Origin of the sequence: Corynebacterium sp. ES2715-CONJ3 (assembly GCF_024814365.1) — a bacterium.
Classification (GTDB): Bacteria; Actinomycetota; Actinomycetes; order Mycobacteriales; family Mycobacteriaceae; genus Corynebacterium.
This window is the reverse complement of record NZ_JANUXS010000005.1, coordinates 34,136-59,230: the sequence shown is the minus strand read 5'-3', so window position 1 is coordinate 59,230 and position 25,095 is coordinate 34,136. Positions and strand designations below refer to the sequence as shown.

21 protein-coding genes, 6 tRNA genes and 1 other RNA gene are annotated in these 25,095 nt (G+C 53.1%); 21 read left to right on the top strand and 7 right to left on the bottom strand.

Going from position 1 to position 25,095, the window contains the following annotated elements; translation table 11 throughout:
- The first annotated feature begins 114 nt into the window (after nt 1–114).
- Both NXT00_RS07075 and NXT00_RS07070 read left to right on the top strand, forming a co-directional pair.
- A complete protein-coding gene (locus NXT00_RS07075) occupies nt 115–1,314 on the top strand; it encodes an aminotransferase class V-fold PLP-dependent enzyme (RefSeq protein WP_259158541.1) in 1,200 nt (399 codons plus the stop codon).
- Between the two features lie 142 nt (nt 1,315–1,456).
- On the top strand, nt 1,457–1,819 hold the full coding sequence (locus NXT00_RS07070) for a hypothetical protein (RefSeq protein WP_259079176.1): 363 nt from the start codon (nt 1,457–1,459) through the stop codon (nt 1,817–1,819).
- Nucleotides 1,820–1,919: 100 nt separating this feature from the next.
- On the opposite strand, the gene NXT00_RS07065 is transcribed toward NXT00_RS07070, so the two are convergent.
- Entirely contained in the window at nt 1,920–2,870 is a 951-nt protein-coding gene (locus NXT00_RS07065; protein ID WP_259158540.1) for an NAD(P)H-quinone oxidoreductase, read from the bottom strand.
- Between the two features lie 74 nt (nt 2,871–2,944).
- Here NXT00_RS07065 and NXT00_RS07060 point away from each other — a divergent pair.
- Together NXT00_RS07060 and NXT00_RS07055 are read left to right on the top strand one after the other, a co-directional pair.
- Nucleotides 2,945–3,029, top strand: a tRNA-Ser gene (locus NXT00_RS07060).
- Between the two features lie 817 nt (nt 3,030–3,846).
- Nucleotides 3,847–4,344: a DUF2127 domain-containing protein gene (locus NXT00_RS07055; RefSeq protein WP_259079172.1), complete on the top strand. Its 498-nt coding sequence runs from the start codon at nt 3,847–3,849 to the stop codon at nt 4,342–4,344.
- On the opposite strand, the gene hisC is transcribed toward NXT00_RS07055, so the two are convergent.
- Nucleotides 4,341–5,369, bottom strand: coding sequence for a histidinol-phosphate transaminase (gene hisC / locus NXT00_RS07050; RefSeq protein ID WP_259158539.1), 1,029 nt, complete (start codon nt 5,367–5,369; stop codon nt 4,341–4,343). The genes NXT00_RS07055 and hisC overlap by 4 nt on opposite strands.
- Before the next feature lie 140 nt (nt 5,370–5,509).
- On the opposite strand from hisC, the gene NXT00_RS07045 reads away from it, so the two are divergent.
- Both NXT00_RS07045 and NXT00_RS07040 read left to right on the top strand, forming a co-directional pair.
- Nucleotides 5,510–5,598: transfer RNA gene (locus NXT00_RS07045), tRNA-Ser, on the top strand.
- 169 nt (nt 5,599–5,767) lie between these two features.
- Nucleotides 5,768–6,997, top strand: coding sequence for a site-specific integrase (locus tag NXT00_RS07040; RefSeq protein WP_259158538.1), 1,230 nt, complete (start codon nt 5,768–5,770; stop codon nt 6,995–6,997).
- Between the two features lie 44 nt (nt 6,998–7,041).
- On the opposite strand, the gene NXT00_RS07035 is transcribed toward NXT00_RS07040, so the two are convergent.
- Nucleotides 7,042–7,683, bottom strand: coding sequence for a hypothetical protein (locus NXT00_RS07035; protein ID WP_259158537.1), 642 nt, complete (start codon nt 7,681–7,683; stop codon nt 7,042–7,044).
- A gap of 838 nt (nt 7,684–8,521) precedes the next feature.
- On the opposite strand from NXT00_RS07035, the gene NXT00_RS07030 reads away from it, so the two are divergent.
- From NXT00_RS07030 to NXT00_RS07020, 3 genes are all read left to right on the top strand, one after another.
- A tRNA-Arg gene (locus NXT00_RS07030) sits at nt 8,522–8,597 on the top strand.
- 453 nt (nt 8,598–9,050) lie between these two features.
- The gene (locus tag NXT00_RS07025; RefSeq protein ID WP_259158536.1) at nt 9,051–10,628 is read left to right on the top strand and encodes a DASS family sodium-coupled anion symporter; all 1,578 of its coding nucleotides are present in this window, start codon (nt 9,051–9,053) and stop codon (nt 10,626–10,628) included.
- A 91-nt stretch (nt 10,629–10,719) separates the two neighbouring features.
- Nucleotides 10,720–10,795: transfer RNA gene (locus NXT00_RS07020), tRNA-Arg, on the top strand.
- A 111-nt stretch (nt 10,796–10,906) separates the two neighbouring features.
- Here the strand turns inward: NXT00_RS07020 and NXT00_RS07015 are convergent.
- Nucleotides 10,907–11,926, bottom strand: a complete 1,020-nt coding sequence (locus NXT00_RS07015; protein WP_259158535.1) for a prephenate dehydrogenase — start codon at nt 11,924–11,926, stop codon at nt 10,907–10,909.
- 38 nt (nt 11,927–11,964) lie between these two features.
- Here NXT00_RS07015 and NXT00_RS07010 point away from each other — a divergent pair, with 38 nt between their 5' ends.
- The 6 genes from NXT00_RS07010 to tgt all read left to right on the top strand — a co-directional run bounded on the left by NXT00_RS07010 (nt 11,965) and on the right by tgt (nt 17,444).
- Nucleotides 11,965–12,453 (top strand): tRNA adenosine deaminase-associated protein, encoded by a 489-nt coding sequence (locus NXT00_RS07010; RefSeq protein ID WP_259079147.1) that lies wholly within the window; start codon nt 11,965–11,967, stop codon nt 12,451–12,453.
- A gap of 104 nt (nt 12,454–12,557) precedes the next feature.
- On the top strand, nt 12,558–12,989 hold the full coding sequence (locus NXT00_RS07005) for a nucleoside deaminase (protein WP_259079638.1): 432 nt from the start codon (nt 12,558–12,560) through the stop codon (nt 12,987–12,989).
- Between the two features lie 179 nt (nt 12,990–13,168).
- Nucleotides 13,169–13,378 (top strand): CsbD family protein, encoded by a 210-nt coding sequence (locus NXT00_RS07000; protein ID WP_259079146.1) that lies wholly within the window; start codon nt 13,169–13,171, stop codon nt 13,376–13,378.
- A 97-nt stretch (nt 13,379–13,475) separates the two neighbouring features.
- Nucleotides 13,476–13,566, top strand: a tRNA-Ser gene (locus NXT00_RS06995).
- 195 nt (nt 13,567–13,761) lie between these two features.
- Nucleotides 13,762–16,155 (top strand): MMPL family transporter, encoded by a 2,394-nt coding sequence (locus tag NXT00_RS06990; RefSeq protein WP_259158534.1) that lies wholly within the window; start codon nt 13,762–13,764, stop codon nt 16,153–16,155.
- 26 nt (nt 16,156–16,181) lie between these two features.
- Nucleotides 16,182–17,444, top strand: coding sequence for a tRNA guanosine(34) transglycosylase Tgt (gene tgt / locus NXT00_RS06985; RefSeq protein ID WP_259158533.1), 1,263 nt, complete (start codon nt 16,182–16,184; stop codon nt 17,442–17,444).
- Here the strand turns inward: tgt and NXT00_RS06980 are convergent.
- Entirely contained in the window at nt 17,416–18,399 is a 984-nt protein-coding gene (locus NXT00_RS06980) for a hypothetical protein (protein ID WP_259158532.1), read from the bottom strand. The genes tgt and NXT00_RS06980 overlap by 29 nt on opposite strands.
- Nucleotides 18,400–18,629: 230 nt before the next feature.
- Between NXT00_RS06980 and NXT00_RS06975 the strand changes: the two genes are divergently transcribed.
- The 3 genes from NXT00_RS06975 (at nt 18,630) to NXT00_RS06965 (ending at nt 22,166) form a co-directional block, all read left to right on the top strand.
- Nucleotides 18,630–19,916 carry a threonine/serine exporter ThrE family protein gene (locus NXT00_RS06975; RefSeq protein ID WP_259079138.1) on the top strand — a complete coding sequence of 429 codons (1,287 nt, stop codon included), beginning with the start codon at nt 18,630–18,632 and terminating at the stop codon, nt 19,914–19,916.
- A 138-nt stretch (nt 19,917–20,054) separates the two neighbouring features.
- Nucleotides 20,055–20,771 carry a purine-nucleoside phosphorylase gene (gene deoD, locus NXT00_RS06970; protein ID WP_259079136.1) on the top strand — a complete coding sequence of 239 codons (717 nt, stop codon included), beginning with the start codon at nt 20,055–20,057 and terminating at the stop codon, nt 20,769–20,771.
- Nucleotides 20,772–20,813: 42 nt separating this feature from the next.
- Nucleotides 20,814–22,166: an MFS transporter gene (locus NXT00_RS06965; protein WP_259079135.1), complete on the top strand. Its 1,353-nt coding sequence runs from the start codon at nt 20,814–20,816 to the stop codon at nt 22,164–22,166.
- A gap of 32 nt (nt 22,167–22,198) precedes the next feature.
- On the opposite strand, the gene NXT00_RS06960 is transcribed toward NXT00_RS06965, so the two are convergent.
- Nucleotides 22,199–22,849: a queuosine precursor transporter gene (locus NXT00_RS06960; RefSeq protein WP_259158531.1), complete on the bottom strand. Its 651-nt coding sequence runs from the start codon at nt 22,847–22,849 to the stop codon at nt 22,199–22,201.
- Between the two features lie 23 nt (nt 22,850–22,872).
- Here NXT00_RS06960 and gluQRS point away from each other — a divergent pair, with 23 nt between their 5' ends.
- Both gluQRS and NXT00_RS06950 read left to right on the top strand, forming a co-directional pair.
- The gene (gluQRS, locus tag NXT00_RS06955; RefSeq protein WP_259158530.1) at nt 22,873–23,757 is read left to right on the top strand and encodes a tRNA glutamyl-Q(34) synthetase GluQRS; all 885 of its coding nucleotides are present in this window, start codon (nt 22,873–22,875) and stop codon (nt 23,755–23,757) included.
- Between the two features lie 115 nt (nt 23,758–23,872).
- Nucleotides 23,873–24,418 carry a hypothetical protein gene (locus tag NXT00_RS06950; RefSeq protein WP_259079118.1) on the top strand — a complete coding sequence of 182 codons (546 nt, stop codon included), beginning with the start codon at nt 23,873–23,875 and terminating at the stop codon, nt 24,416–24,418.
- Between the two features lie 293 nt (nt 24,419–24,711).
- Here the strand turns inward: NXT00_RS06950 and NXT00_RS06945 are convergent.
- Nucleotides 24,712–24,800, bottom strand: a tRNA-Ser gene (locus NXT00_RS06945).
- A 145-nt stretch (nt 24,801–24,945) separates the two neighbouring features.
- On the opposite strand from NXT00_RS06945, the gene ffs reads away from it, so the two are divergent.
- An RNA gene (ffs, locus tag NXT00_RS06940) (signal recognition particle sRNA small type) lies at nt 24,946–25,042 on the top strand.
- Nucleotides 25,043–25,095: the final 53 nt, after the last annotated feature.

Sequence of the window (25,095 nt, the reverse complement as noted above, 5' to 3'; positions counted from 1 at the left end):
TCCACGAAGTATAAGCCTAGCTGGGCTGGTGCATAAGTTGAAAGTGACAGGCATACTATAGAGAAGGGTTTTGGCTTCGGTATGCCGGTAGACGGTGGGAGATACAGTACGGTGATGTTCGATAGCGCACGCATGAGGGGTTTATACCCATCTTTAGCGGATGGCTGGATCTATATGAATGCCGCCCAGCGCCCCCAAATTCCCGAATCAGTCGCTAGCGCTACTGCCCGTGGTTTCCGCATGTCCGCGGTGATGGACTACGAAGAAAGCGCCTCCGGTTCTCATGGTCGCGCCGGCACTAGCGTTCGCTTCGGCGCCGATGGTTTGGAAAACAGTGCGCGCATCGCGGTGGCTGACCTCACCAGCACGACAGCTGACGCCATCATCTTTGGACCTAGCCTGCCTGTTCTATACGAACGTCTATCGCGTGCGGTGGAACCGCTCTTTCGCCGAGGCGGGGAGGTAGTTACCTCGAGATTTAATACTCATGCAATCACCGGTAGACCCACTATTATTGCCGAGTCCGATTTAGGCACGGGAGAAGTACCTCCATGGCAATTTGCCACTCTCATTACCGGCTCCACCCGCCTGGTCTCGCTCATGAGTGCTCATCCGCTAACTGGCTCTATGCATGACCTGGTGCGCATGAGCGAGATTATTCGCGCTACCTCCCGCAGTTGGTTGCTTGTCGACGCTACACCTACCTTGGGTTTTAGCTCCGTCACTTTCGAAGCTCTCGGCGCAGATATCATTGCGCTCGATTTGAGTGTTCTCGGGGGTCCTGCCCTATCCTGTCTAGCTTTTCAGCGTGCGAGCATGGTGCCGCGCCTTGCGGGGGATGTATTCATTAATGATGTCTCTTCAGCTTTGATGGCGGGAGTTATTGCGGCTATCGAGCACCTAGCCGATATGGAGGAGCAGGATCGCGGCTCCAGGCGGCGCCGTCTAGAGAGAAGTGTGTATTCTGCGGGGGAATACCTCACCGAATTAGGTCACTACCTCGATGATTCCTTACAACATATAAGTAGCGTATACACCTTTGGGCTCAGTGGGGAATTAGCTATGGGTTCATTGGTGCCACGGCTTCCTCGTGCCACTTTTTGCATTCCAGGTTTAAGCGCGGAAACAATCCATCAGTACCTGGTTGATAATCGCGTTGTGAGCACTCTGACCACGCTTGACCCGCTGCTTGTAGCGATGGGCCTCAATCAGGAAGAAGGTGCTATTACGTGCAGTTTGGCTCCCTATAACACCAGGCACGATATTGATAGATTGGTCCAGAGTCTAGCTGCCCTCGTTGAGGGTGAGCAGTAAAGGAAACTACCCCTTAAAAGGGTTGATTTCTACTATTGGGTATTTTAATAAATAACTATCTCATTATGCTACTGATAGCTCGCAGGCATCGATCACAAATACCTGCGCACCTTCAGACTCAACCTCAAGCTTAGGAGTTTTTATGAAGCGATTCTCTGCCGCTCTCATGGCTGCCGTTACCGCCTTGTCATTGTCCACTGCGGTGGCTCAAGCTAATGATGTGACCTCGTCTACTATTACCGACGAGCAATACACCTACTGGTGGCTAAAAAAATTCTTCGATCCCAACGGAAATGGCATACATCCCGGATACGGATCCGCCCTTTCTTCCTCTGAGGATAAGCCAGCGGATAACGCAGCCATCCAAAGCTCTTTAAAGAACGATGCCGCTAATGACTACCGCATCGGCACTACATATACCATTCTGTGGGCCACTGGCCTCACCCTAACGCTCGTTTCCATCTTGGTGGAGACTGCTCGAGCTAACGGTCTACTGCCTAAATAAAAAATAACAAGCCTCCGCTGCTTTGATCCCGGATCAACTTTCTCAAGAGAAATCCAATCAAAGTTAACGGAGGCTTTTTACTGCCAGTATGGTGCGAGTTTTATGAAACTTCCAAAACAAGTTTGCCAGAAACTTCACCAGACTTAAGTAGGTCGTGTGCCCGTTGAGCCTCCTCGAGTGGGAATACTCGGTGAATATGATGAGTAATCACTTCTGACTCCAAAAGAGGCCATATATGACGTGTGGTATCGGCGACAACCCGAGCCTTATCGGCGCGGTCGCGGGCCCGCAAAGCGGTCGCTGAGATACTGCCCCGCTTGGTTAAGAGCTTGCCAATATTGAGCTCACCTTTAACCCCACCCTGGAGCCCAATAATGACCATATGGCCATCAGGAGCAAGGGCGTCGAGATTAGCGTCAAGGTATTTTGCGCCCATGATATCGAGGATACGGTCGCAGGAATTCTTCAATTCTTGGGCGAAATCTTGCTCTTTATAATTGATCGGGATATCGGCTCCTAAAGAGCGACACAGTTGCAATTTCTCATCACTGCCAGCGGTCACTGCAATTCGAGCCCCAATATGTTTTGCCAGTTGGATAGCAAAGGTGCCGATTCCCCCTGCGCCACCATGAATCAGAATGGTCTGTCCTTTTTCTAAGCCGGTTAACATGCCGATATTCGACCACACAGTGGTTGCCACCTCTACTACTGCAGCCGCCTCAGCGAAACTGTAACCCGCCGGAATTGGGAAGAGTTGACCTTCAGGTACCGCCACATATTCGGCGTAACCACCACCAGCAAGCAAACACGCAACCTTTTCGCCCTTTTTCCTATGAGTGGTCCCAGGATCGACGATTTCTCCTGCGCACTCCAATCCGAGGATCTCGGATTCCCCTGCAGGGGGTGGATAGTGGCCGGCAGCTTGCAAGATATCAGCGCGATTAACGCCTACCGCGCGCACCTTAACAAGTACTTCTCCATCAGCGATACGGGGAGTTGGTGTCTCGAGGAGTTCGAGTTTTTTGGATTCTGTAATTGCGATAGCTTTCATAACAGTCAAGGCTACCGTAGATTATGCGTGTCCTTCAGAAAAGATGTATGATCTGGGAAGCGAAAAATCGCACTGGAGATGTGGCAGAGCGGCCGAATGCACTGGTCTTGAAAACCAGCGTTGGGAAACCAACCGGGGGTTCAAATCCCTCCATCTCCGCAAGGAAAAAAACCCAGCTACCTCGTGTAGCTGGGTTTTTAGCTGTCTAGCAGGGGTTATCGTCTCCTGTGAGGTATCTGCTGTTGTTCTCGTTTGTCTCGAGAATGGCCCTAAGGTGGCCCCAAAATGACCCTAGTGGCCCCAAAATGGCCCCAAAATTAAACTGTCAAGAATCCAGCAGGAGCCCACACTCCGATGGCGAAAATCGACGCCACCCCTATACAAAAAACTCATAGCCCGAAAACAGTGGGGTTGGTGGGAGTCTCCCTGCTACAGATTGTCTACTGCTTTCTGCTTTTCTTCTGATGTAGACCCCTCACCCAATCCACTCTCGCCTGCTGTGTCCTGAGAGTTTATGTGCCCGCAAAGATATGCTGTTTTTTCGATGGAACCTGCTATCTACGAATAATCACGGTCGAAAAGATTAACTAGCTAGTGGGAGACGTACGAGCGAGGCGACGAGTGATTGCTATGTCCTCCGTGGTGGAAGTGGTATCCCCTTGAGGTGACCAATAACTCCTCTCCCTTTTAATATCTGGCAGTATTTCTCATAAAATCAGGCCAACTCTTAAAAGGCGGCGAGCAATTACGAGTGGGCTAACGCATAAGATCCCGAACCTAGATGTGGATTATAAATGCCTGGAAATCATCGCTCTGAAAGCCGCGAAATCAACGTAGTCATTTAGAACCTGAAGAAGCAGCCGCTGTCTGGTGTTTTTCCGTGGCAGGGTTACAATAGTCGCCAGTAGTTTACTTCGCGAAAGGGGTGTAACCCCGGCGGGGTGAAGAACTTCTGTGCCGCTGGAAAGGACAGTGTGTGAGTCTGAAAAATGCAGACCTAAGTACGCAAGATAAAGTCTTGATTCGCACCTTCAAAGCGACGCTGTGGTTCAAGCTAATCTTGGGATTCTTCGAGCTTATCCTTGCCGCCCTGATCAAGGTCATTCCTGTGGAACGCTGGCGCGATATGGCTGAATGGCTCACCCGCGATCAGCTCCTCGCCGACCCCTCCGCTCCATTCGCGCGCGCGGTTATCAATAGCGTCGACAGTATTGACATCAGCACTCAGAACTATATCGTCTTCTATCTAGTAGTTCATGCGGTGGTGAAAACCATCCTGATTGTGGCAGTTTTGCGCGGCAAATTATGGGCCTATCCTCTGATGATCGCCGTTTTAGTGGGCTTTGTAGTCTATCAAAGCTATGAGATGTATTTTGAGGTCACTATTGGGCTGCTCACCCTGACTATTATCGATATCATCCTCATTTGGTTGACTATCCATGAATGGCGAATTAAGAAGCGTTTGAAGTTCTAGGCCAGTCCACAAGCCTCCCACGCTCCCATCAGCGCATCGCACTCTGTAGATGTGGTCACGGTTATGCGCAGGCCTTCTGGGAAAGCGCGTGTGATCACCCCTTGTTCGCGTAAGTTCGCAGCTATTATCGACGCCTGATCAGTGGGGTACCAGAGGAAATTTGCTTCAGAATTGCCGCACTCTAGAAAATCGGCGAGCCGTGCGCGTTGTGCCACGACTTCTTCGGTGCGTTCTAAAATTTCGTCATGAGCGTGCAGGCTGGCTATAGCTGCTGCTTGAGCGAGCGAATTTACCCCGAACGGGATCGCGACCTTATTCAGGGCCGTCATAATCGCGGGATTGCCGAAAGCGTAGCCGATACGCAAACCTGCAAGGCCATACGCTTTCGAGAAGGTTCTTAAGCCCACCAGATTGGGATAGCGCTGAAGGTAGCGGAGGGCAATGGGTGCACGCGGATCGCGGAGGTATTCAATATAGGCTTCGTCGAGCGCAACAATAACAGTAGACGGCACTTGATCCATAAATTCTTCAAATTCTGGTGCGCGCAGGGCTGTGCCAGTGGGGTTATTGGGATTGCATAAGAAAATCAAACGCGTCTGCTCTGTAATGGCAGCCAGCATCGCTTCTAAATCGTGCTCAAAGTTTGAGGTGAGAGCCACGGGAACGGGACGGGCGCCGGCGACGCGCGCAAAAATGGGGTAGCCCTCAAAACTGCGCCACGGAAAGATGACCTCCTCGCCCGCCAGGCAGCTAATCTGCACAAGTTGTTGGCACAGCGCAGAGGATCCGCAACCTACAGTGACGCAGGCTTCATCTAATTCCAAGTGGTCAGCGAGTTGTGCTTTAAGAGCGCGGGCGGTCATATCCGGATACCTATTCACCCCAGCTACCGCAGAATGCATGGCTTCCTGAACGCTTGGAAGTGGCGGGTGGCTGAGTTCGTTGCTGGAGAGCTTAAGGGCGTGAGGCAGGTTTTCACCTGGAATATAGGGAGGAATGTCGTTTAAGTCGCCGCGTATGTGCATGGGTTTATTCTAGACTGCAGGGTGCTGAATCATCGCGTTGAGCGTCGAGAATACAAGGTTTTACTTGGCAGTTTTGCGCCGCGGCTGGGGTTGTGCGTATTATTTAGCGAGATTCAATTATTTGGATCGCCTTGTGGTTTGGAGACGTGCCAGAGCGGCCGAATGGGGCTCACTGCTAATGAGTTGTCCTTTTAACGAAGGACCGGAGGTTCAAATCCTCTCGTCTCCGCCGTAGAAAAACCCAGCTACCTCGTGTAGCTGGGTTTTCTGCTGTCTAGCTGGGGTTATGGTCGCCCGTGGTTTGTCCCAATCAGTCCCGATCCGTCCCAAAAATGACCCTAGTGGCCCTAGAATGACCCTAGAACCAAACCCAAAAATCTAGAAGGAGTCGCACCCCCATGGCCACCTTCTGCACGCTCGGGCAAAACCCCAGAGGGCGATGGCGCGCTCGCTCCCGACACAAAGGCGGACGCTACCAAGCCCCCAGAATATTCAAAAATAAACGCCGAGCAATCGCGTGGCTCGCCGAAGACGAAAAGCTCATCGAGCTCGACGCATGGACGCCACCGAAAACCCGCAACGAGGACGCCACACCGGTTGAAAGCCCCACAGTGGCCGAATGGCTCACCACCTACCACGAATCACTTAGAACACAGCTTAAACCGCTCAAAGAATCAACCCTGCAGAACTACGAGAGGGTCACATCCAACAGGATCACCTCACCGCTTCCCCCAGGCGACCAAGACCTCGACATCATCCACCTAGCAGGGCTAAAAATAACCGAGGTGACTATCGACGATATTCACCGCTGGTGGGAAGCAGTCAACCGTACCTACCCCTCCAAGATGATAAACCAGCAAGCCTACAAACGCCTCAAAGCCGCTTTCGCACGCGCGGTTGAGCGCGAAATCATCGACAAGAACCCCGTCCAGATCAAGGCAGCTACCGCAAAAGTCCAAACCAAGGAGAAATACCTCCCCAGCGACGCAGAACTGAAAGCAATACTCAACGCCATGCAACCACGCTACAAGGTACTCACCTCGCTCGTGCTATTCCACGGGCTGCGGATCGGGGAGGCTATCGCCCTTGAACGCCATCATCTCATCATCGACAAAACCCCCGAAGGTGTCAGAGTGTTCGCGCGAGTCGAGCAGAACGCCCAACGCCTCTACGAAACGATAGACGGCAAGGCACATACCATCATGCACTGGCAGTCCCCCAAGACGAAAGCGGGCTACAGGGACGTCCCCATCATGGCCAGACACGTCCCCCTCTACCTCCAGCACTTGGAGGACTATCCGCCTGTAGCGTGCGAGGTCGCCCACGAGGGCGGGAAGAAAACCATATACCCACCCACGGTTACTGAGCGGGGGAAGCCGATTGTGGATACGAGTTACCGCAGCAGACTCAGCACCGCCGAGACGAAAGCGGGCGTCACCACTGAAATCGATCCCCACTGTGGTAGGAACTGGCTAATCACGCGTCTAGCGGAGCAAGGGGCGCACCTAAAAGAGATCGGGAAACTGTTGGGGCAAACAGACCTAAACACGATCACGCAGGTGTACATGAAGGTTCGCGCGGGGCGCACCGATACCCTCATGGCGAAAGTCGACGCCACCCTCACATAAAAACAACCCCCACAGTCTTCTTACTGTGGGGGTTTTCTTGGGTTCTATATGCAGTCACGCACCGCTATTGAAGCGTCTACTCGTGCAGCTTCTTCGACATATGGCCAGTTGAACAAAATATTCGTGCCCTTGCTGAGTGAATAGATAGGGCCTTGCCCGCCATTTCCCACCGCGAAAGTCACTTGAACTGGATCACCGGCGTTGTACCAATCCACATTGGCGGTCACGAATAGGTTATCTACGCCCTCCACCATCTGTGCTTCCAGGACTGTGGCGTTCGCGCCGTCATCATCCTTGTCCCCAAGCAGGATTGACTCCATAACGTCCGCAGGAACATCTTTACAAGTGAATTCAGATTCGCCAGCTTTCACTGTACGCCCTTGGGGCTCCACTTCCGGGGTTTCCTCGGAGGCGGACTCCTTAGCGGGCGTGTCCTCCACTGGAGCGTCTTCGACGGGGGCTACTTCCACGGTGGTGGTTACAGTCGTCGTCGAAACAGCTGTGGGGGTGTCCGAACTGTCAAGGAGGGCGCTACATGCTCCGATAATGAACAAGACGAGCCCGATCACAAGGAAAATCTTGGCTTTGCTGAGCTTTTTCTTTGCTGGGGCGGGGGTCATGGGTGCGCCATGCGGGTTCGGAATGGGCGTGCCATTCTGGCTGGGGTTTGGTGTGGGTGTTGTCATGCGAAAGTCTTTCCTAGTTGGTGGCGGGAGGGGAGTGCTTGCCAGGTTTCTATCATGTGGCGGGTTACACCGAGTTCGTGTGCTAGTCGTGAGGGGTGGGGCCCGTTGATCCTTTCTGCCTGCGCGTATTCGTCTGGGTTTATGAGCAGTTTAGCGACGAATCTGTCTGCCCGCACCTCGAAGATACGGTCATGCCCAGGAAGATCACTGCAGCGGGCGTGGCCTCTCTTGTGGGCTAGCGTGGGGGACGTCGTAGTCTAGGTCCTTCACTGCACCATCGTCTACTGAATCAACCAGGTCGCACATCTTGCGTCGAGCGGCCAGTTTATCGTGTGCTGCAAGCGGCCGCGGCCGTGGTTGATAAAGTTCCTATCTGTGCTGCGGTGCACTCCTAGTGCAGGGGCTATATCGAGGTTGGAAATCCTGCGTTAGGTCGCGGCGCTGGGGCATAAACACTCCATAAACGTAACTAATCGGCACCGCGTTGGGGTGGCGAGGGTATACAACACCAAAGACAGGCTTAGGCGTCCTCAAGAAGTCAGCGTCACTATAGGCGGCTCATTGTTCATAACGACCTAGATACAGTGCAGGAATATAAGATAGAGCCTTCGAAGGTATGCTGCTGGCGAGTCGTAGATTTGGCAAATATATGATCCAATGGGCTGAGCGTGGCAATTCTAGGCTCTCGGATTTTATACCCGCATGAAATCTTTGCTAACATGATCCCAGCGAAGTAGGGAGCAGGTTATGAACATCCCTAAAGCGCAAAGTAAAAAAGCATAAAACGCTTAAAGAAGCGGAAACACTGAGGATGATCACATCCTCTCATTTCCGCCAGGCGCCCGTAGCTCAACGGATAGAGCATCTGACTACGGATCAGAAGGTTGGGGGTTCGAATCCCTCCGGGCGCACCAAATAAATCCCAGCCAGATTACCAACTGGCTGGGATTTTTCATGTGCCATCAGCGTTCTTTAGACGCGTTAATCGCGGTGCCCGCGTGAATCTTCGCGATTTCAGGTGATAATGCATGTGCACATCGTAAAGCTAACGATGCCGCCTGAAGAGGAACATGAGAACACGTTTCCACCCCTATCTAGGGGCTTATGCATCAGTTTTTGCGGAGAAATATACGGATTTGGAAAATGGTATATCCTGCAAGTTTGACCCTTTTAGGGTGTCTGTGGCCGGGAAAATAACGTTTTTCTTAGGTGCAACCAAAGTCATTAAGGGTAATCTAATGAGCTACTACTGGTTTCGTAACCGCTGACTGATATCATGCGACGTTCGGCCGAGGATTGGAGGCTGCGAGACTCACTTAGTCGGTCTTGGCAATCCAAAGACCGCTGACGAAGGAGGTTGATATTCCATGAGTATTCCTATTATTCACGAGTCATCAGCGCACGCCCTCGCTGAAGATTCACAAGCTCTTGACCCCAAAGAGTGGCGCCGCGAAGCGATCGGCCTCATCGGTGGTCTCGTCGCCGCGATCATTATTTATCTAATCTTCCCGCAATCCTCAGTGGAGCTAGTGCGCGAGCTCAAACCCGATCAGGAATTTGATTATAATACGCTCCGTATCACCGCCGCGGTGGCGGTGCTCATGGGAGCGTGGTGGATGACAGAGGCGATCCCCTTGGCCGCAACAGCGCTCGTTCCACTTGTCGCTTTCCCGATGGCTCAGGTTATCGGGTTTGGAGATATTTCCGCCCCCTATGCCTCTCCCACAATCTTCCTCTTTATGGGTGGCTTCATCCTTGCTCTCGGGATGCAGCGGTGGAATTTACACCGTCGACTTGCCTTAAATGTTGTGCTCCTAGTGGGTACCAAACCCAAGCAGCTCATCGCTGGCTTTATGTTAGCCACCGGATTCTTGTCTATGTGGGTTTCTAATACCGCTACTGCTGTGGTCATGCTACCCATTGGCATATCGGTATTACAGCTCACTGCAGATACCGTCGGGGGAATGGCTCATCAAAAGAAATTTGCCACCGGTTTAATGCTCGCCATTGCTTATGCTGCTTCCATCGGTTCCTTGGGAACCATCATTGGTACCCCACCAAACGCGCTGCTCGTGGCTTATATGGCGGATAACCACAACGTTAAAATCGGATTCGGGCAGTGGATGCTGGTTGGCATTCCATTAGCGTTGGTATTTATGGTGATCGCCTGGGCGGTTTTAATCACGGTATTTAAACCTGAAGTCGATCATATTCCGGGGGGACGGGAGATGATCCGCCGGGAACTTGCTCTCATGGGACCCATCCGCTTCGGTGAAGGTGCCACCGCAGTGATCTTTATTGGAGCGGCCCTCGCGTGGGTTTTTCTCCCCTTGGCAATTTCTTGGACCGGATCCGATATTAAGGTAGCCGATGCTGCTATCGGGCTCAGTGCCGCGATGCTGATGTTTATTATCCCTGCTAATCCCAAGACCGGCGTTCGTTTGATGGATTGGAAAACAGCTAATGAGCTCCCCTGGGATGTGCTTCTTCTTTTCGGTGGTGGCCTAGCGTTGTCGAAAATGTTCGCCACGTCGGGGCTTTCTTTGTGGATTGGTGAATTAGCTAAAGGCTTCGGAGTGCTTCCCGTTATTCTGCTGATCTTCGCCATTGCTGCAGTGGTCTTATTGCTCACAGAATTTACGTCAAATACTGCCACCGCGGCTACCTTCCTGCCAATCATGGCCGGGGTAGCCATAGGTATTGGGCTTACGGCTTCGGGAGATCAGAATATTCTGCTGCTCACGATTCCAGTTGCGCTCTCCGCAACCTGCGCATTCATGCTGCCAGTGGCTACCCCACCTAATGCTATCGCCTATGGTTCTGGATACGTCAAAATTGGCGATATGATCAAGGGTGGTATCTGGTTGAATGTAATCGGAGTTGTACTCGTTACCCTTGTAACTTATTTCCTTGCAGTTCCTGCCTTTGGCCTCATTGTGCTGTAGGGATCTCATGAAATGGCCGTCTATTAGGCCATTTGCGAAAGTCTTTAGCTGCGGTGTAGTGTTTTACTTCGTTGCACCGCAGCGCAATTTTGCGCCCGTAGCTCAACGGATAGAGCATCTGACTACGGATCAGAAGGTTGGGGGTTCGAATCCCTCCGGGCGCACCATAAAAAGAAAACCCACTTCACACCAAGTCTGAAGTGGGTTTTCTTTTTGTTCTCGGGCCTCGCGGTAGAAGCTAGCTGGAGATGCCTTTATATGCTCCTGTCTGCCTGTTATTAGAGCACTTCGATGCGGGCACCAAGATTTTCGGCCTGAATAAGCTGATTGGCCCAATCGGTGCCGTCGTGGTGCAACCGGAAAACGGGGCGATTGGAGATCTTGGCGGGGCTGACAGACTGAGAGGCATTAAGACCTGAGCGCGCTTCAAAGCGCACGCGAGAGCGGTAACCACTATCGACTAAATCTTGAATTTCAGCCTGTGGTGGGCTCAGATGGGCACGAGCATCACGGAGAATTCTTAAACATTCATCGAGTGCCTCACCGAGGGCAAGATGGTTGGTCTCGCACATCGAACGAACCAAGGATGGTGATGTGCCGGCAACACGGGTGGCATCGCGAAAGGAACCAGCCGCAAGAGAGAGGGCGAGTGCCCCACCATTATCTCCCACGATCGCGAGGGCCTCAGCGAGAATATGAGGTAGATGGCTCACCCGTGCAACGGCCAGGTCATGGGCATGGACCCGAGCGGGTACCACCTCCGCCCCCACGAGAGTGGCCATATGCACCACATCAATCCAGAGACGTTTCCAGGTACGGCTAACCTCTGTTGAATCGACGAGGTGATCAAAGGTAACTACCCACACGGCGCGGCGAAAGAGCTCTGGGAAGGAAGCGTCCCACCCTGATTCGGCCGTGCCTGCCATGGGGTGCCCTCCCACGTAGCGGTCTTGCATATTCCGGCTTTTCACGAGGGCATATACTTCGCCTTTGACGCTGACGACATCGGTGAATCCGCAGTGCGGAGCATATTCATTCAAAGCGTCGAGTAGCGAGGCGACAGCGGGCATCGGAGTAGCGAGGACGATAAGAGCATTACTCTCCGCCGCGCGACTTAGAGCCTCGGTGAGATCCGTGGTCACATCAAAGCCTTCCGCGCGGGCCTTGCGGGTTGCAGACGGTGAACGGTTGTGGCCGAAGACGTCGACCCCGTGCTCGTGGAGGGCGCGCATGAGTGAGCCTCCGATCAGACCGAGGCCAAGAATGCAGACGGGACGGGAAATTTGGTTAATACTCACATGCTAAGTGTGGCACACAAGGACTAAGGTTGTTCGGTATGGAGCGTAATTTTGCCGTAACTGTCACCCGATCCGAATCGAACTGGCAGGTTCGACGGTTTTCTGAGGACTCTACCAATATCGAAACCGCCATTAAGGCTGTGCGCGGCTTGCGCGCGGAGTCTGCGGCCTTTGCCCTCTTATGTGTCGATGATGAGTACTTTGTCATCGTCCGTCCAACGCCGAGCCGCGTCCGACTCTTTCTTTCCGACGCCTCCATGGCAGCTGTCGATGACTTCGCCGCTTCGCTCCTCGAAGAGATGGATATTGATATACCCGATATTCCCGAGGAGGACTTTGCCGACACCGAAGGCTGGCCTGACGGCGATTTCGATATTCTAGCCGATCTTGGCATCAGCGAGCAGGTACTTTCTATCCTGTGCGATGAATCCGAGTGGTGGGCCTCTGAACAGCTGCAGAGCTTGTGTGAAGAATTAGGCTGCGAGGAGGAATTCAGTCGCGCCGTCGGTATGGATATCAGCGAATAGAGCGCCTGATGGATCCGCGCCCTCAGACCTCTCGCCCTGCAACGAGCAGTGTTGATCCACCAGTATTACCGCGCCCCGAGCACCAGCAGGGTGCAGAGACCTATATGCGCCGTGCTCTTGCTGAGGCCACGAGGTGCCCAGGTGTAGAGATCCCCGTGGGGGCGGTGGTGATCAATGCGGCCGGGGATGTTATTGGTATGGGGCATAATCGTCGGGAAACTGATCAGGACCCCTTCGGTCATGCCGAAATGATGGCATTAGCTCAAGCAGCGCAGCACCACGATGACGGGTGGCGCTTAACGGGATGTACCCTAGTAGTCACGCTTGAGCCTTGTGCCATGTGCGCGGGCGCGGCGGTTTCTGCTCGGATCGATCATATAATTTTTGGGGCCTTTGAGCCCAAGACCGGAGCGTGTGGCTCGTGGATTGATATCCCTCGGGCACCGCTAGCTGTCCACAGCCCGCAGGTTTCGGGTGGGGTGCTTGGCGATGAGTGCGCATCTCTCTTGCGCCAGTTTTTTCGTTCATTACGTTGATTCTGCAGGCTAGCGGTAGCTCATCCTGTGGATCTTCTTATAAAAGACGTAGCTCTTTTAGGAATTTAGGATTATAATGGGGCGTGCAGCTGTACCCAGCTGCTCTAGGATAAAAATCAGTATCGGCTCCCCTCGTCAATGACCGGTGTGGTAGCGGTACTGGAACTAAAGGAGCAATAATGTCTGATTTCGACAATACCGTTGACGACCTTAAAGGCAAGGCTAAGGAAGCCGCTGGTGACCTTACTGATAACGAGAGCCTCAAGGATGAGGGCAAGGCCGACCAGGTCGTTGCTGATGTTAAGGATGCCGTGCACAATGCCGGCGACAAGGTTAAAGAAGTAGCCGATAAGGTAATTGGTTCCTTCAAGAAGGACGACGAGAAGTAAATTCTCGCAAAGCTTATTTCGCCCTCCCACAGATTATGTGGGAGGGCGTTTTTATATAATTTGCCCCCGCGTTCCCCATCCCCTAAACTTTGCAAACGGTGGCGTGTCCGAGTGGCCGAAGGTGCTCGCCTCGAAAGCGAGTGTTGGGTAACCCCCAACCGCGGGTTCAAATCCCGCCGCCACCGCCAATAATGAGAGGGTCAGCTGTTTAATCGACAGCTGATCCTTTTCGTTTTAGAACCCCTAACCCGCAGGTCTGGTACCCATACTTACTCTAAACGCAGACCAGAAGCAGAAGAGAAGCAAAAGAGAAGCTCTGCCATCCAGGGTGAAGTAGTAGCATATGGGAGAAGGAATATACGCAGGGGAGAAAGGGAGCATTCGTGGCACGATTGCTGTACAGAATAGGCGTCTGGTCGTTTCGAGCGCGCTGGTTCGTTATTGTTGCGTGGTTGCTGATCCTAGGAGCACTCGGTGGATCAGCCTTTGCCTTCGAGAAGGGTTATAATGACGTCTTCGCCATCGAAGGAACCCAGGCTGAAAAAGCAACCGACCTGCTCGCGCGCAATTTCCCAGATCAAAAATCTCCCCTCGATTCCACCGGCGTCACCATTGCGTTCAAGGCTCCACCGGGGGAAAAGTTAACTGATCCTCAAAATTCCGCTGCCGTTGATGAGGTCGTGGAATATATCGAGAAGAACCTTGAAGGCCTCACGGATACGCAGCGCTTTGGTAATCCCGTCACCTTAAGCCCTCAACTGCAGAAATACGTGATCGAGGCGGCCACGGAACAGGGCTTTCCCGAGGAGAATGCGCGCCTAGACGCCCAGAATCTTGCACTGCTCAGTGCCGATGACACCATTGGTTATACGACATTTTCCTTTGATGTTCCCCTGCCCGCCGATGTCAGCGACGATCAGCGGGAAACGGTGGCGGTGGCTATGGATTTGGGTCGCGCCGCGGGCCTAGAAGTCGAGGCGGGTGGCCCGGGCTACGGCGACCCGATCGTGATCGAGGAAACCTCGGAGATCATCGGACTAGCCGTAGCGGCCATCATTCTCATCTTCACCTTCGGTTCCCTTGTCGCAGCCGGTATGCCCCTGTTGATCGCGGTGATGTCGGTCGCGTTGGGCTCACTCGCGGTCACCCTCGCAACGGCGTGGGTGCCCCTGAATAACATCACTCCCGTTCTCGCCGTCATGTTAGGTCTCGCTGTGGGTGTCGACTACGCCCTGTTTATCCTCTTTCGCTATCGAGAGGAACTCAAGCGCTATCCTCCCGAAGAAGCAGTCGGGATGGCGGTGGGCACCGCTGGGTCCGCGGTAGTCTTTGCAGGCCTGACTGTGATTGTTGCCCTTGTTGCACTGGCAGTGGCGAATATTCTCTTCCTCACCTATATGGGTCTAGCCGCAGCTTTAACTGTTCTTATTGCAGTGACGGTATCACTAACCATGCTGCCTGCAGTGCTCGGTGTGCTTGGCGATCGAGCCTTTAAGGGCCGGATTCCGTGGATTGAGAACCGCCGCAAACCAGCGGTCACCATGGGGCAACGCTGGGTTACTCTCGTGCATCGCTTCCCCGGAGTGGTCATCGCCGTGGTGATCTTCTTACTCGGCGCGCTCACTGCTCCAGGGCTCAATTTGCATCTCTCCCTGCCCTCTGATGGCCAATCGCCGTATGAGACGACGCAACGCAAACAAGCCGAATTACTCTACGAAGGTTTTGGTCCGGGTGCTGATGCTCAATTCCTCGTGGTCGCTGATGCCCATCAGGTCGATCCCGAAGCCGCTGTTCTCGCGCCCGTGGTGGCAGCCCAAGAAGCTGACCACAATCCCAGCACGGGTCCTTTTGACCGCAGCGCTGCGGCAGCCTTTGCCTCCTACCTCCATGTCATCCAAAAATTCTCGGTTAATCAAGATGTCAAGCATATCCAGATCGTCGAAGTATCCGATGATGGTAAAGCGGCTCAGATGCTACTCACCTCAGCGCGATCGAATATTGACCCCGCAACTAACGAGCTCATCAATGCGCTACGTGACCAAGAATCTGAGATAACAAAGAGCACAGGTATCACTACAGGAATCACCGGACTTGTGCCCGTGCAGCAGGATGTGGTTAACCGCCTAGCTGATGCGATGCCGTTATATCTCTTGATCGTAGTGGGTCTTGCCATCGTACTTTTACTCATAATCTTCCGCTCGGTGGTGGTGCCACTGATCGCTGGTCTTGGATTCTTGCTATCAGTAGGTGCCGCCTTCGGTGTCACTGTTCTCTTCTGGCAAGAGGGCCTATGGGGTCTGGTTGGGACGCCTGCACCCATTATCGCTTTTATGCCCATCTTCCTCATTGGCGTCTGTTTTGGGCTGGCGATGGATTATCAAGTATTCATTGTCTCGGCGATGCGGGAACATTATTCCCACAGTGCAGAGGGCGAAGATTCGCCCTATAACCGCAATGATGCCTCGGTCATTTTTGGCTTCACCCACAGTGCACGCGTGGTCACGGCTGCAGCGCTGATTATGATCGCCGTCTTTGCCGCTTTTATCGGACAACCGCTGCCCTTTATCAAGATCTTCGGTTTCGGACTCGGTGCCGGCGTACTTTTCGACGCTTTCTTAATTCGCATGGCATTTGTTCCCGCCGCTATGTTCATCTGCGGACGCGCAACCTGGTGGATGCCGGCATGGTTGGATAAGATCCTTCCGCATCTTGATGTTGAAGGCACGTCTCTAGAATCAGGACAGGACACCAAGAAGGCGGCGCGCGTCGATCTTTAAGGGTGCCATGCAGTAAACTGTCGACCATGGATTTGAGCTTTACTGTTGGCACTGAACTAGAACCTGCCCCGGGACGTCATGGTCGTACCGGGGTCATTCATACCCCGCATGGCGATATTGCTACCCCTGCTTTTATCCCAGTGGGAACAAAGGCCACGGTGAAGACTCTCACCCCAGAACAAGTGCGCGAAACTGGTGCCCAAGCGGTTTTGTCGAATGCTTATCACCTTTACCTCCAACCAGGTCCTGATATTGTCGACGAGGCTGGGGGAGTAGCTGCCTTCGAGAATTGGAACGGGCCAACCTATACAGATTCTGGTGGATTCCAAGTGATGAGCTTGGGAGTTGGTTTCAAGAAGGTTCTCGCCATGGATACTGCCCAGCTCACTGAGGGAGATATCCGGGCCAAGAAGAAAGACCGCTATGCGAATGTGGACGAAGATGGGGTAGATTTCCGCAGTGTTATCGATGGGTCGAGGCACCGCTTCACCCCAGAGAAATCAATGCAGATCCAACACCAGCTCGGTGCCGATATTATGTTCGCTTTCGATGAGCTGACTACTCTCGTTGACACCCGTCTTTACCAGGAGCAATCTGTAGAGCGTACCCACCGCTGGGCGCAACGTTGCTTAAGTGAACATGACCGACTGACGCGCGAGCGGGCGCACAAACCGAAGCAGTCCCTTTGGGGTGTGGTGCAGGGTGCGCAGTACGAAGACCTGCGGCGCAAGGCAACACGAGGTCTCATTGAATTATCTGCTGCGCACGAGGCGGAAGGAAAGCGCGGCTTTGGAGGGTTCGGTATTGGTGGCGCATTGGAAAAGGAGAATTTAGGGACCATTGTCGGCTGGGTCTGCGATGAATTACCGCGCGAAAAACCGCGCCATTTGCTGGGCATTTCCGAACCAGACGATCTTTTTACTGCCATCGAGGCCGGAGCCGATACCTTCGACTGTGTAGCCCCCACGAGGTTGGGGCGACGCGGAGGTGTGTACACCCTTGATGGGCGCGTTAATCTCACAGCCGCACCGTATAAACGCGATTTTAGGCCGGTCGATGAGGAATTCGGCGGATACCTTTCGGAAAATTATACGCGCGCCTATATCCATCACCTGTTCAAGGCCAAGGAATTCCTCGGAGGAACATTATGCACCATGCACAATGTGACTTTTATGGTGCGACTCGTTGACAATATTCGAGCCTCCATCGACGGTGGATATTACAACGAGTTCAAGGAAGAATTCCTCGGCCGCTATTATGCTAAGAAGTCCACGGCTTCAGGTTCTTAGGATACCGCGACGTATCAACTGTGCTGGATACCTCGGGGGTGAGGTCTGCGATGCCATCACCAAGGGTGACCAGATTATCGTGGGAGACAATACGTACCGTTTCGCCCCTGGTGTCAACGCTGATATCCCCGAGGGTGATCAGCGCATTATGGGGAAGATTCTCTTCGGCCTTGCCTAGGCGCGGGGCGAACCAGTCCACATCGAGTTCTGGCGGGAATTTTAGAGAGCCCTTAATATAGTTCCCCCTCCCAGCTCCGGTGGTGGTTGGCCATGGGTCGAAGCCGCTATGATCCTCACAGATGAAGTTCTCCGCGTTCTCAAAATCACAGTAGATTTCGTGATCGCCCATGGGTATGCCAAGGACCTTAGCCATATCCGCCTGGGCGCTGATCACTTTATGGTGTGCATTACCGCGCAAGGATGCAGGAGTGATATCTGCTGGTGGGGCCGTAGTGAAATCGAGGTGGAGGGGAGTGGATTGTAGGTCGCCTTCGAGATCAACGCCGTTGTTTAAAAGTCGGTACCTGATGGTGCTGCCGTCAACGGTTGCGCTGATGAGCCCAGTTTCGCTGTGAATATCGGAAAGGCTCTGCGCCAGGAAATAGGGTGCATCGGTAATAAGTTTATCGTGGCTAAAGAGCAGCATACTCTCGCGGCGTGACCCCGGTTGGCTCAGGTTTTCATTGTTGAGGTTGCCCTCGAGTACTACCCAACTGAGTGGTTGGCACGGGTCGAAGTGATTATCACGCACCCGAAATTCAAAAACCTGATTGTCTGTATCCGAGGTGCGGATGATCTTGTGGGGCAGCCAGACGCCGAGTGCGGTTTCGGCGAGATCGAGAGTGGAATAGGGGCAGCCTGGGGTGCTCTCGGCACTGATCATTCCTTGATCGGGGGAGGAGCAAGCGGTGAGTATGAGGGCGAATCCGGTGATGACGAATGTCTTCGCGCGCATGAGGGTTCTTCTTTCTTTGTTTTCCTAAAAGCGTGCCAGAGATTATGCTAGCGCTAATGGAAATGCATATATTCGGATATATGGATATCACCTGCGCACATTCGCCCAATGGTGGCGAAGAGCATAGTGTGATAATGACAATAGAAAAAAGCGGTTGTGGCTTGTAGAATGCGTTAGTGAAAAACTCAGCCCTTCCCGCGCTATTTGATTATCGTTTACAATAAGCAACCGTGGATTATCTCAAGCGACAACTGGAAATGGGTGTCGAGGCGGATCAAATAATGCGCCTTGGCACCATGCTCCTCTGCTCTGGCACCGGCGGTTATCGCGTGGTGCGCGCCATGAAACGCGCCGCTCGCTCGATCGGCTTCGATGATCTCGCCGTCGTCGTCAATATTGACTCGCTTGTGTGCACCTTCTACAAAGGCAGCGAATTTCGCACCCTGGTATCCTCGAACGCCGTGCTCGCGATTAATTCCTCGCGCATCGAAGCGATTGAGGATTTTACCCATAACCGCCTGCACCACCCAATTACGCTCGGGGAATTGCAGGCCACCCTCGATTGGATCGAACAGGTTACCGGGCCTCGGTGGAGCTGGTGGGAGAAAGCTCTCGCGGCAGGGCTAGCCTGTGCTGGCTTCGCTTTGCTGAACCACTTTCTCCTGCTTACCTCGGCGATCGTGGCGGTGGCCGCGGGCATTGGTCAGATAGTGCGTGGGCTGCTAGCGCACCGGCATTTTAATCACCTTGGAACCACAGCCATTGCGGGCGTGATATCGAGCTTGGTGTTCTTTGGCTTAGGGTTACTCGCTTTTCACCAGGGAATTATCGGCCGCGATCAGCTTTCAGCTGGATATGTAGCGAGTGTGCTCTACCTGATTCCCGGGTTCCCACTCTTCGCAGCCCTGCTTGACTTGGCGCGCTTTGATATCACTGCTGGCTTCTCTCGATTGATTTATGCCATCCAGATCAGCCTCGCTGCCACCTTCGCCGTGACCATGACGGGTCTCGCTATCAGCCTCAATCCCTCACACCCTATCTATTATGAGACGGGATTAAAGTGGTTCGGGATCGCTACCGTTGCTAGCTTCTTTGGTATCGCCGGTTTCGCGGTGCTCTTTAATTCATCACGGCGGATGATTGTGCTGGCAGCAAGCCTAGGTACGGTGGTGAACTTAGTGCGCTTGGCACTCGTAGAACTAGGGTATCCACTTTTCCTCTGTGCCTTTATTGGAGGGCTCCTTATTGGGTTGATGGGGCCGGCATTAGTGGGGCGCTTTGATATACCGCGTATTACTATGACGGTGCCTGCCTCTGTCATTATGATCCCAGGTCCTATGATGTACCGTGCGGTGTATGGATTAGTGAGTCACGATATCTCCAGCGCCATTGCAAATGCCGTGGATGCGGGATTGGTTATCTTCTTTATCGCGGGCGGCTTGTCGGTAGCTCGAATGGCCACCGATAAGGATTGGGCCTTTGGGCATCCGATCGATTTCCGCAAAAAATTGGTTTAGGGCTATGCCCTTGCTCACAAAAGATAGCATCTGTGCTTTGGGGCATTGACATATGTTCGATCCGTGGCTTAACTGGTTGCTAAAGGGTCAATCAACCCAGACAACCCTCATATAACCCCACACAGCCAAGGAGGAACCATGGCCGAGAAGAGCACCCCACATATCAATCCTAAAGGCGTCGATATCGCCGAGACCATTCTTTTGCCCGGCGACCCACTACGCGCCAAATTCATTGCCGATACCTACCTCGACGATGTCGTGCAATTCAATGAAGTCCGCAATATGCTCGGCTTCACTGGCACCTACCAAGGAACCCCAGTCTCGGTCATGGGATCCGGCATGGGAATGCCGTCAATTGGCATCTATGCCTACGAACTCATCAATTTCTTTGGCACGAAAAAAGTCATCCGGGTAGGCTCCATCGGCGCGATGCAGGAAAATATCAATCTCTACGATGTCATCGTTGGCGCATCTGCGTCTACCGACTCCAATTTCATGTCGCAGTACAATATCCCAGGTACCTACGCTCCTACCGCGTCCTGGAAGCTCCTCAAGGCAGTGACCGATCAGGCAGCAGAGCAGAATGTACCTGTACATGTGGGCAATATTCTTTCTTCCGATATCTTCTATAACGACGACGAAACTGTCAACGCCCGCTGGGCTCGAATGGGCGTGCTGGGTGTCGAAATGGAATCTGCAGCCCTCTATGCCATCGCTGCGCGCGCCGGGGTCGATGCCCTTGGTATTTTCACCACCTCCGACAACCTCATTACCGGTGCCCGCGCCACTGCTGACGAGCGTCAAAATGCCTTCACTCAAATGATGGAATTAGCTTTGCCGTTGGCTAAGCTCTAAGCGTTCAACCCGTCCTATTGGCTCGTTATCAAAGGGTAGTTTATGAAAACCTCTACCGGCAGTGCTCCTGCCTCACCAGCGCTTAACCCCAAAGCCGCGGTACCCGTATTGCTCTTCTCCTTCGTTTTCTGCCTGGTGGTCGACAACGGATTCAAAACCATGACCGGCCCTATGGCTGAAGGCTTAGGCATCGCTCCCAATGTTGCCAGCCTACAAGCCTCCCTCGCGGGTGTGATTATTGGTATCGGCGCCGTTGTCTACGCTGCGCTCGCTGATTCTATCTCCATTCGCAAGCTCATGATCGTCGGCGTTATTCTTACTACCGTCGGCTCGCTCATGGCTTTCTTCTTCTCCACTATCTGGCCCATGGTGCTACTCGGCCGCATTGTACAAACCGCTGGTCTCGCCTCCGCAGAGACCTTATACGTGATCTACGTAACCAAGCACTTAGAAGAGAAAGATCAGAAGACCTACCTCGGCTTCTCCACTGCGGCCTTCCAGTCAGGCTTACTCATTGGCGCCTTGACCTCAGGCTTCATCTCCACCTATATCTCATGGACCGCGATGTTCTTGGTACCACTGGTACTCATCCTCACCGTTCCCTTCCTGATAAAGAATGTTCCTGAGGAAGTCTCTACAGATGGTTCACTCGATCTCTACGGATTAATCCTCATCGCGGTCTTCGCTGCCTCGTTAACGATGTTCCTCCAAGCCTATAACCCGATCTGGCTTGTTATGGCCATTGCTGGTATTGCGCTTTTCGCCTTCCACGTGGTCAAGGGCAAGGCCCCGCTAGTAACGGTGGAATTTTTCAAAAACCAACGCTACGTCTGGGCAATCGCACTGGTCTTTATTATCTACTCCACCCAATTAGGCTATATCTTCCTCTTGCCCTTCGCCGGCAGTGATCTCTACGGATTAAGCCAGGATAGAAGCGCCATGCTGATGATTCCAGGCTATGTCTGCGCCATTATCGTCGGCGTGTTATCGGGAAAGATCGGACGGGTGCTCAATTCCCGGATCACCATTTTGATTGCGCTCGCCTCAATTATCGCGGCCTTGCTGTTGGGAGTCCTAGCTATTGAGGTCTCTATTTGGGTGATGGTATTCTCCATCGTGCTCTTTGCCTCTGGTTTTGCCCTGCTCTATGCCCCCTTGGTGAAGACCGCCTTGAGCAATATCCCCGCCGCTAAGTCGGGTATTGCGATCGGTTTCTACAACCTCACTATTAATATTGGCATCCCGCTTGGCATCGCCTATACTGCGCGCCTCCAGGCAACGGATCTAAGCTATAACTCGATTCTTTTAGTGCTGGCACTCATTGCCGCCTTCGGCACCGCAATGTATTTTATGGCGGATTATTTCATGAGCGTGAAGGAAAAACGCGCTGCATAGAAAAATTCCCTCTCAATACGAGAGGGAATTTTTTATTCGTTGATCAGCTCGCGCTGCTTGACCAGGGCGATCACTCGATAAGTAACTGGCATAACAAGAATCTCCACTCCGGTTTTCCATAAGAAGCCCACGAGAACATAATTAGCCGTATCCCCCACGGTGCTAATGCCAATAACAGGTGCTGCAATCAAGCAAAAAATTAACGTATCACCGAATTCTCCCAGGACCGTTGACCCTAATAACCGCTTCCATAGTCCGTGCTCGCCAAGACGATCTTTCATCCAGGTCAACAACCAAGCATTCAATAATTGCCCCACCGCATATCCGGCGAGCGAAGCTACGACGATCTGAGGCACCAATCCTAAGGTAGTAGCGAAGGCCTCCTGGCCAACGTAGAAATCCGCGGCGGGCAATGCAATGGCGATATAAAAACTCACCACCGTCAGTAGCATCGCCGCAAAACCTGTCCAGATCGCTCGTCTCGCCGCTCTAAACCCATAACACTCGCTCAAGACATCGCCGATAATATACGCCGCGGGAAAGAGGAAAAAGGCCCCGTCCGTCACCAGTGGACCCATCATCACGCCTTTGGTCGACGTGATATTCGAAATGATGAAAATAGTGACAAAGAGTGCCAAGAGCACAGGATAAGCACTTGATGGGGTGGGGATATAACGTGACATGGAAAAGATTCTACGATAAGACTATGAGCACCCCCACTTCTGCAGCCGGCCGCTATGCCCCTAGCCCCAGTGGCGACCTCCACTTCGGTAATCTGCGCACTGCCACTCTTGCATGGTTGTTCGCCCGGCAATCGGGGCGGCGGTTTCTGCTTCGTGTTGAAGATATTGATACCCAACGATCATCCATGGATTCAGCTTTGCGCCAGATTGAGGATCTTTGTGCCCTCGGCCTCGATTTCGATGGAAGCGTCCTGTACCAGCACGATCGCTTCTCCGCCTATTCTCAGGCTTTGGAGAAATTGCCCTATTATGAGTGCTATTGTTCGCGCAAGGATATCGCTGAGGCTTCTTCTGCTCCCCACATTATCCCCGGCCACTACCCTGGTACCTGCCGCGATCTTAGCGCCGAGGTGCGTGAAAAGAAGCGGGCCGAATTAGCCACCTCAAATCGCGTTCCCGCACTGCGCCTGCGTGCGCAGGTGAGCCAGTGGGATATAACAGATTACTATGCGGGCACTGTTCGCGGACCGGTGGATGATATGATTCTGCGCCGCGGCGGTCAGAGTCCTGATTGGGCCTATAATTTGGCGGTCGTAGTTGATGATGCCTATCAAGGTGTTGATCAAATCGTGCGCGGCGATGACCTCTTAAGTTCCGCTCCCCGCCAAGCCTACCTCGCGCACCTTTTAGGGTTTGAGGTACCGGAATTCGTCCACGTCCCGCTGGTCCTTAATAGCAAAAGACAGCGTCTTGCAAAGAGAGACGGGGCAGTGACCTTCCGGGAGATGGAGGATGTTTTTCCCCGCATCGCACGTTCGATCGGAGTCGATGCCCGTACCCCTGAGGAATTGCTTAATGCCTTTGATCCTCAGACCTTATCGCGCGAGCCCTATATCTTTTTCGGTTAAGGAATATATGCAGGGTAGCTATGATAACGGTACTTTTCCCTGTTCTTGGCACTGCTTAGATTGTTCCCAGGACGCACCGTGTCACGAATTTTTCTCTCTTATGAAGGAAATCCCTATGGTTGCTATTATCCAGGCCCTTGCCGGCATTATTCTTGCCATAATCATTGGACTTGCCGGTTTCTCCAGCTCAGGCGAGCTAAAAAGTTCGGAGAGATTTACCCCCAACGATGCTGTTGCGCCGAACTGGGAGGTGAATCTTCCTCATACGGCTCACCCAGTGACGCCTGAGCAATTAGATCAGGTGCGCCGCGGCACGTGGTACTTAGATATCACAGGAGATACATCAGAGTATTATTTACAATTCGGCGAATATTTTAAGGATCTTTCAGAGGATGCTAAGCCCTTCCCGACAGCTGATCTGCCAGGGGATACTCAGTTCATAGATTATCCCTACGATTGCAATGCCTCGACCCGCTGGGCTCATTTTCAGGAAGATCGTCTGATTGCCCTAGGGGCTTTTTCTACCCGCGTGGGTTGCCCTGCCTTTACATACGGTCAGCTTATTGCCCGGTATATGGAGCAGGGGCCGCGCGCGTACCTTGATGCGGAGGGGCGGCTGTATCTTGCGGTTGATGGCAAAGCCCTCGCGTATCGACGCTAAACCAGCACAAGGGATTCTCTTCGCTTGCTATGGCTGGGCACTCACAGTAGGTGTATACAACTGGTGGCAGGGGATAGTCACGATGACACCATAAGAGGCATCATTAGAGGCTGAGTGTGGATATGCCCCTAGTTCTTTTTGGCCCCTTGGGCAGCGTACTAGATCATTACGGTTAGGGCGCGAAGCTTCGGGCATGACTCATGCTTCGATGCTTAGTAGTGGATTTGGATTAACCATGAGGGTAGCGGTCTTTGGCTAAGCGAAAACCCCCTGATATTCCTATCAGGGGGTAATGGCGGAGGATGTGGGATTTGAACCCACGAGGGGCGTTAGCCCCGCACGCGTTCCAGGCGTGTGACATAGGCCGCTAGTCGAATCCTCCAGAACACTGAAAAACGTTGGAAAACGAAAACCAATGTACCGTGCAATACTCTACACAATGCCCAAGCGAGGGAACAAACTCAATGCTAGACGCCGTGATCTCGCCATGCAGTTGGTCAATTGGCAAGGGGTCGGTTAGAGTTAGTTCTAGGACTTCGTATGGCGTTTATCCCATGAACTCCCCCAGGGCAGGAATGCAGCAAGGGTCAGTGGGCTCTGGCGGGTGTACGGAGTCCCCTTTATTTTCCTCTTCAGAGGCATTACTGTTCGTAATTGGAAGTAAATGCCAATCTGTG

Excerpts from the sequence above, each read along its gene's own strand:
- deoD (WP_259079136.1), top strand. The coding sequence starts at position 20,055 with ATGGCCGAGAAGAGCACCCCACATATCAATCCTAAAGGCGTCGATATC.
- NXT00_RS07065 (WP_259158540.1), bottom strand. The coding sequence starts at position 2,870 with ATGAAAGCTATCGCAATTACAGAATCCAAAAAACTCGAACTCCTCGAG.
- NXT00_RS07040 (WP_259158538.1), top strand. The coding sequence starts at position 5,768 with ATGGCCACCTTCTGCACGCTCGGGCAAAACCCCAGAGGGCGATGGCGC.
- NXT00_RS06960 (WP_259158531.1), bottom strand. The coding sequence starts at position 22,849 with ATGTCACGTTATATCCCCACCCCATCAAGTGCTTATCCTGTGCTCTTG.
- NXT00_RS07000 (WP_259079146.1), top strand. The coding sequence starts at position 13,169 with ATGTCTGATTTCGACAATACCGTTGACGACCTTAAAGGCAAGGCTAAG.
- gluQRS (WP_259158530.1), top strand. The coding sequence starts at position 22,873 with ATGAGCACCCCCACTTCTGCAGCCGGCCGCTATGCCCCTAGCCCCAGT.
- tgt (WP_259158533.1), top strand. The coding sequence starts at position 16,182 with ATGGATTTGAGCTTTACTGTTGGCACTGAACTAGAACCTGCCCCGGGA.
- NXT00_RS07075 (WP_259158541.1), top strand. The coding sequence starts at position 115 with ATGTTCGATAGCGCACGCATGAGGGGTTTATACCCATCTTTAGCGGAT.
- NXT00_RS06980 (WP_259158532.1), bottom strand. The coding sequence starts at position 18,399 with ATGCGCGCGAAGACATTCGTCATCACCGGATTCGCCCTCATACTCACC.
- NXT00_RS07010 (WP_259079147.1), top strand. The coding sequence starts at position 11,965 with ATGGAGCGTAATTTTGCCGTAACTGTCACCCGATCCGAATCGAACTGG.
- NXT00_RS06950 (WP_259079118.1), top strand. The coding sequence starts at position 23,873 with ATGGTTGCTATTATCCAGGCCCTTGCCGGCATTATTCTTGCCATAATC.
- NXT00_RS07005 (WP_259079638.1), top strand. The coding sequence starts at position 12,558 with ATGCGCCGTGCTCTTGCTGAGGCCACGAGGTGCCCAGGTGTAGAGATC.
- hisC (WP_259158539.1), bottom strand. The coding sequence starts at position 5,369 with ATGCACATACGCGGCGACTTAAACGACATTCCTCCCTATATTCCAGGT.
- NXT00_RS07070 (WP_259079176.1), top strand. The coding sequence starts at position 1,457 with ATGAAGCGATTCTCTGCCGCTCTCATGGCTGCCGTTACCGCCTTGTCA.
- NXT00_RS06965 (WP_259079135.1), top strand. The coding sequence starts at position 20,814 with ATGAAAACCTCTACCGGCAGTGCTCCTGCCTCACCAGCGCTTAACCCC.
- NXT00_RS07035 (WP_259158537.1), bottom strand. The coding sequence starts at position 7,683 with ATGACAACACCCACACCAAACCCCAGCCAGAATGGCACGCCCATTCCG.
- NXT00_RS07025 (WP_259158536.1), top strand. The coding sequence starts at position 9,051 with ATGAGTATTCCTATTATTCACGAGTCATCAGCGCACGCCCTCGCTGAA.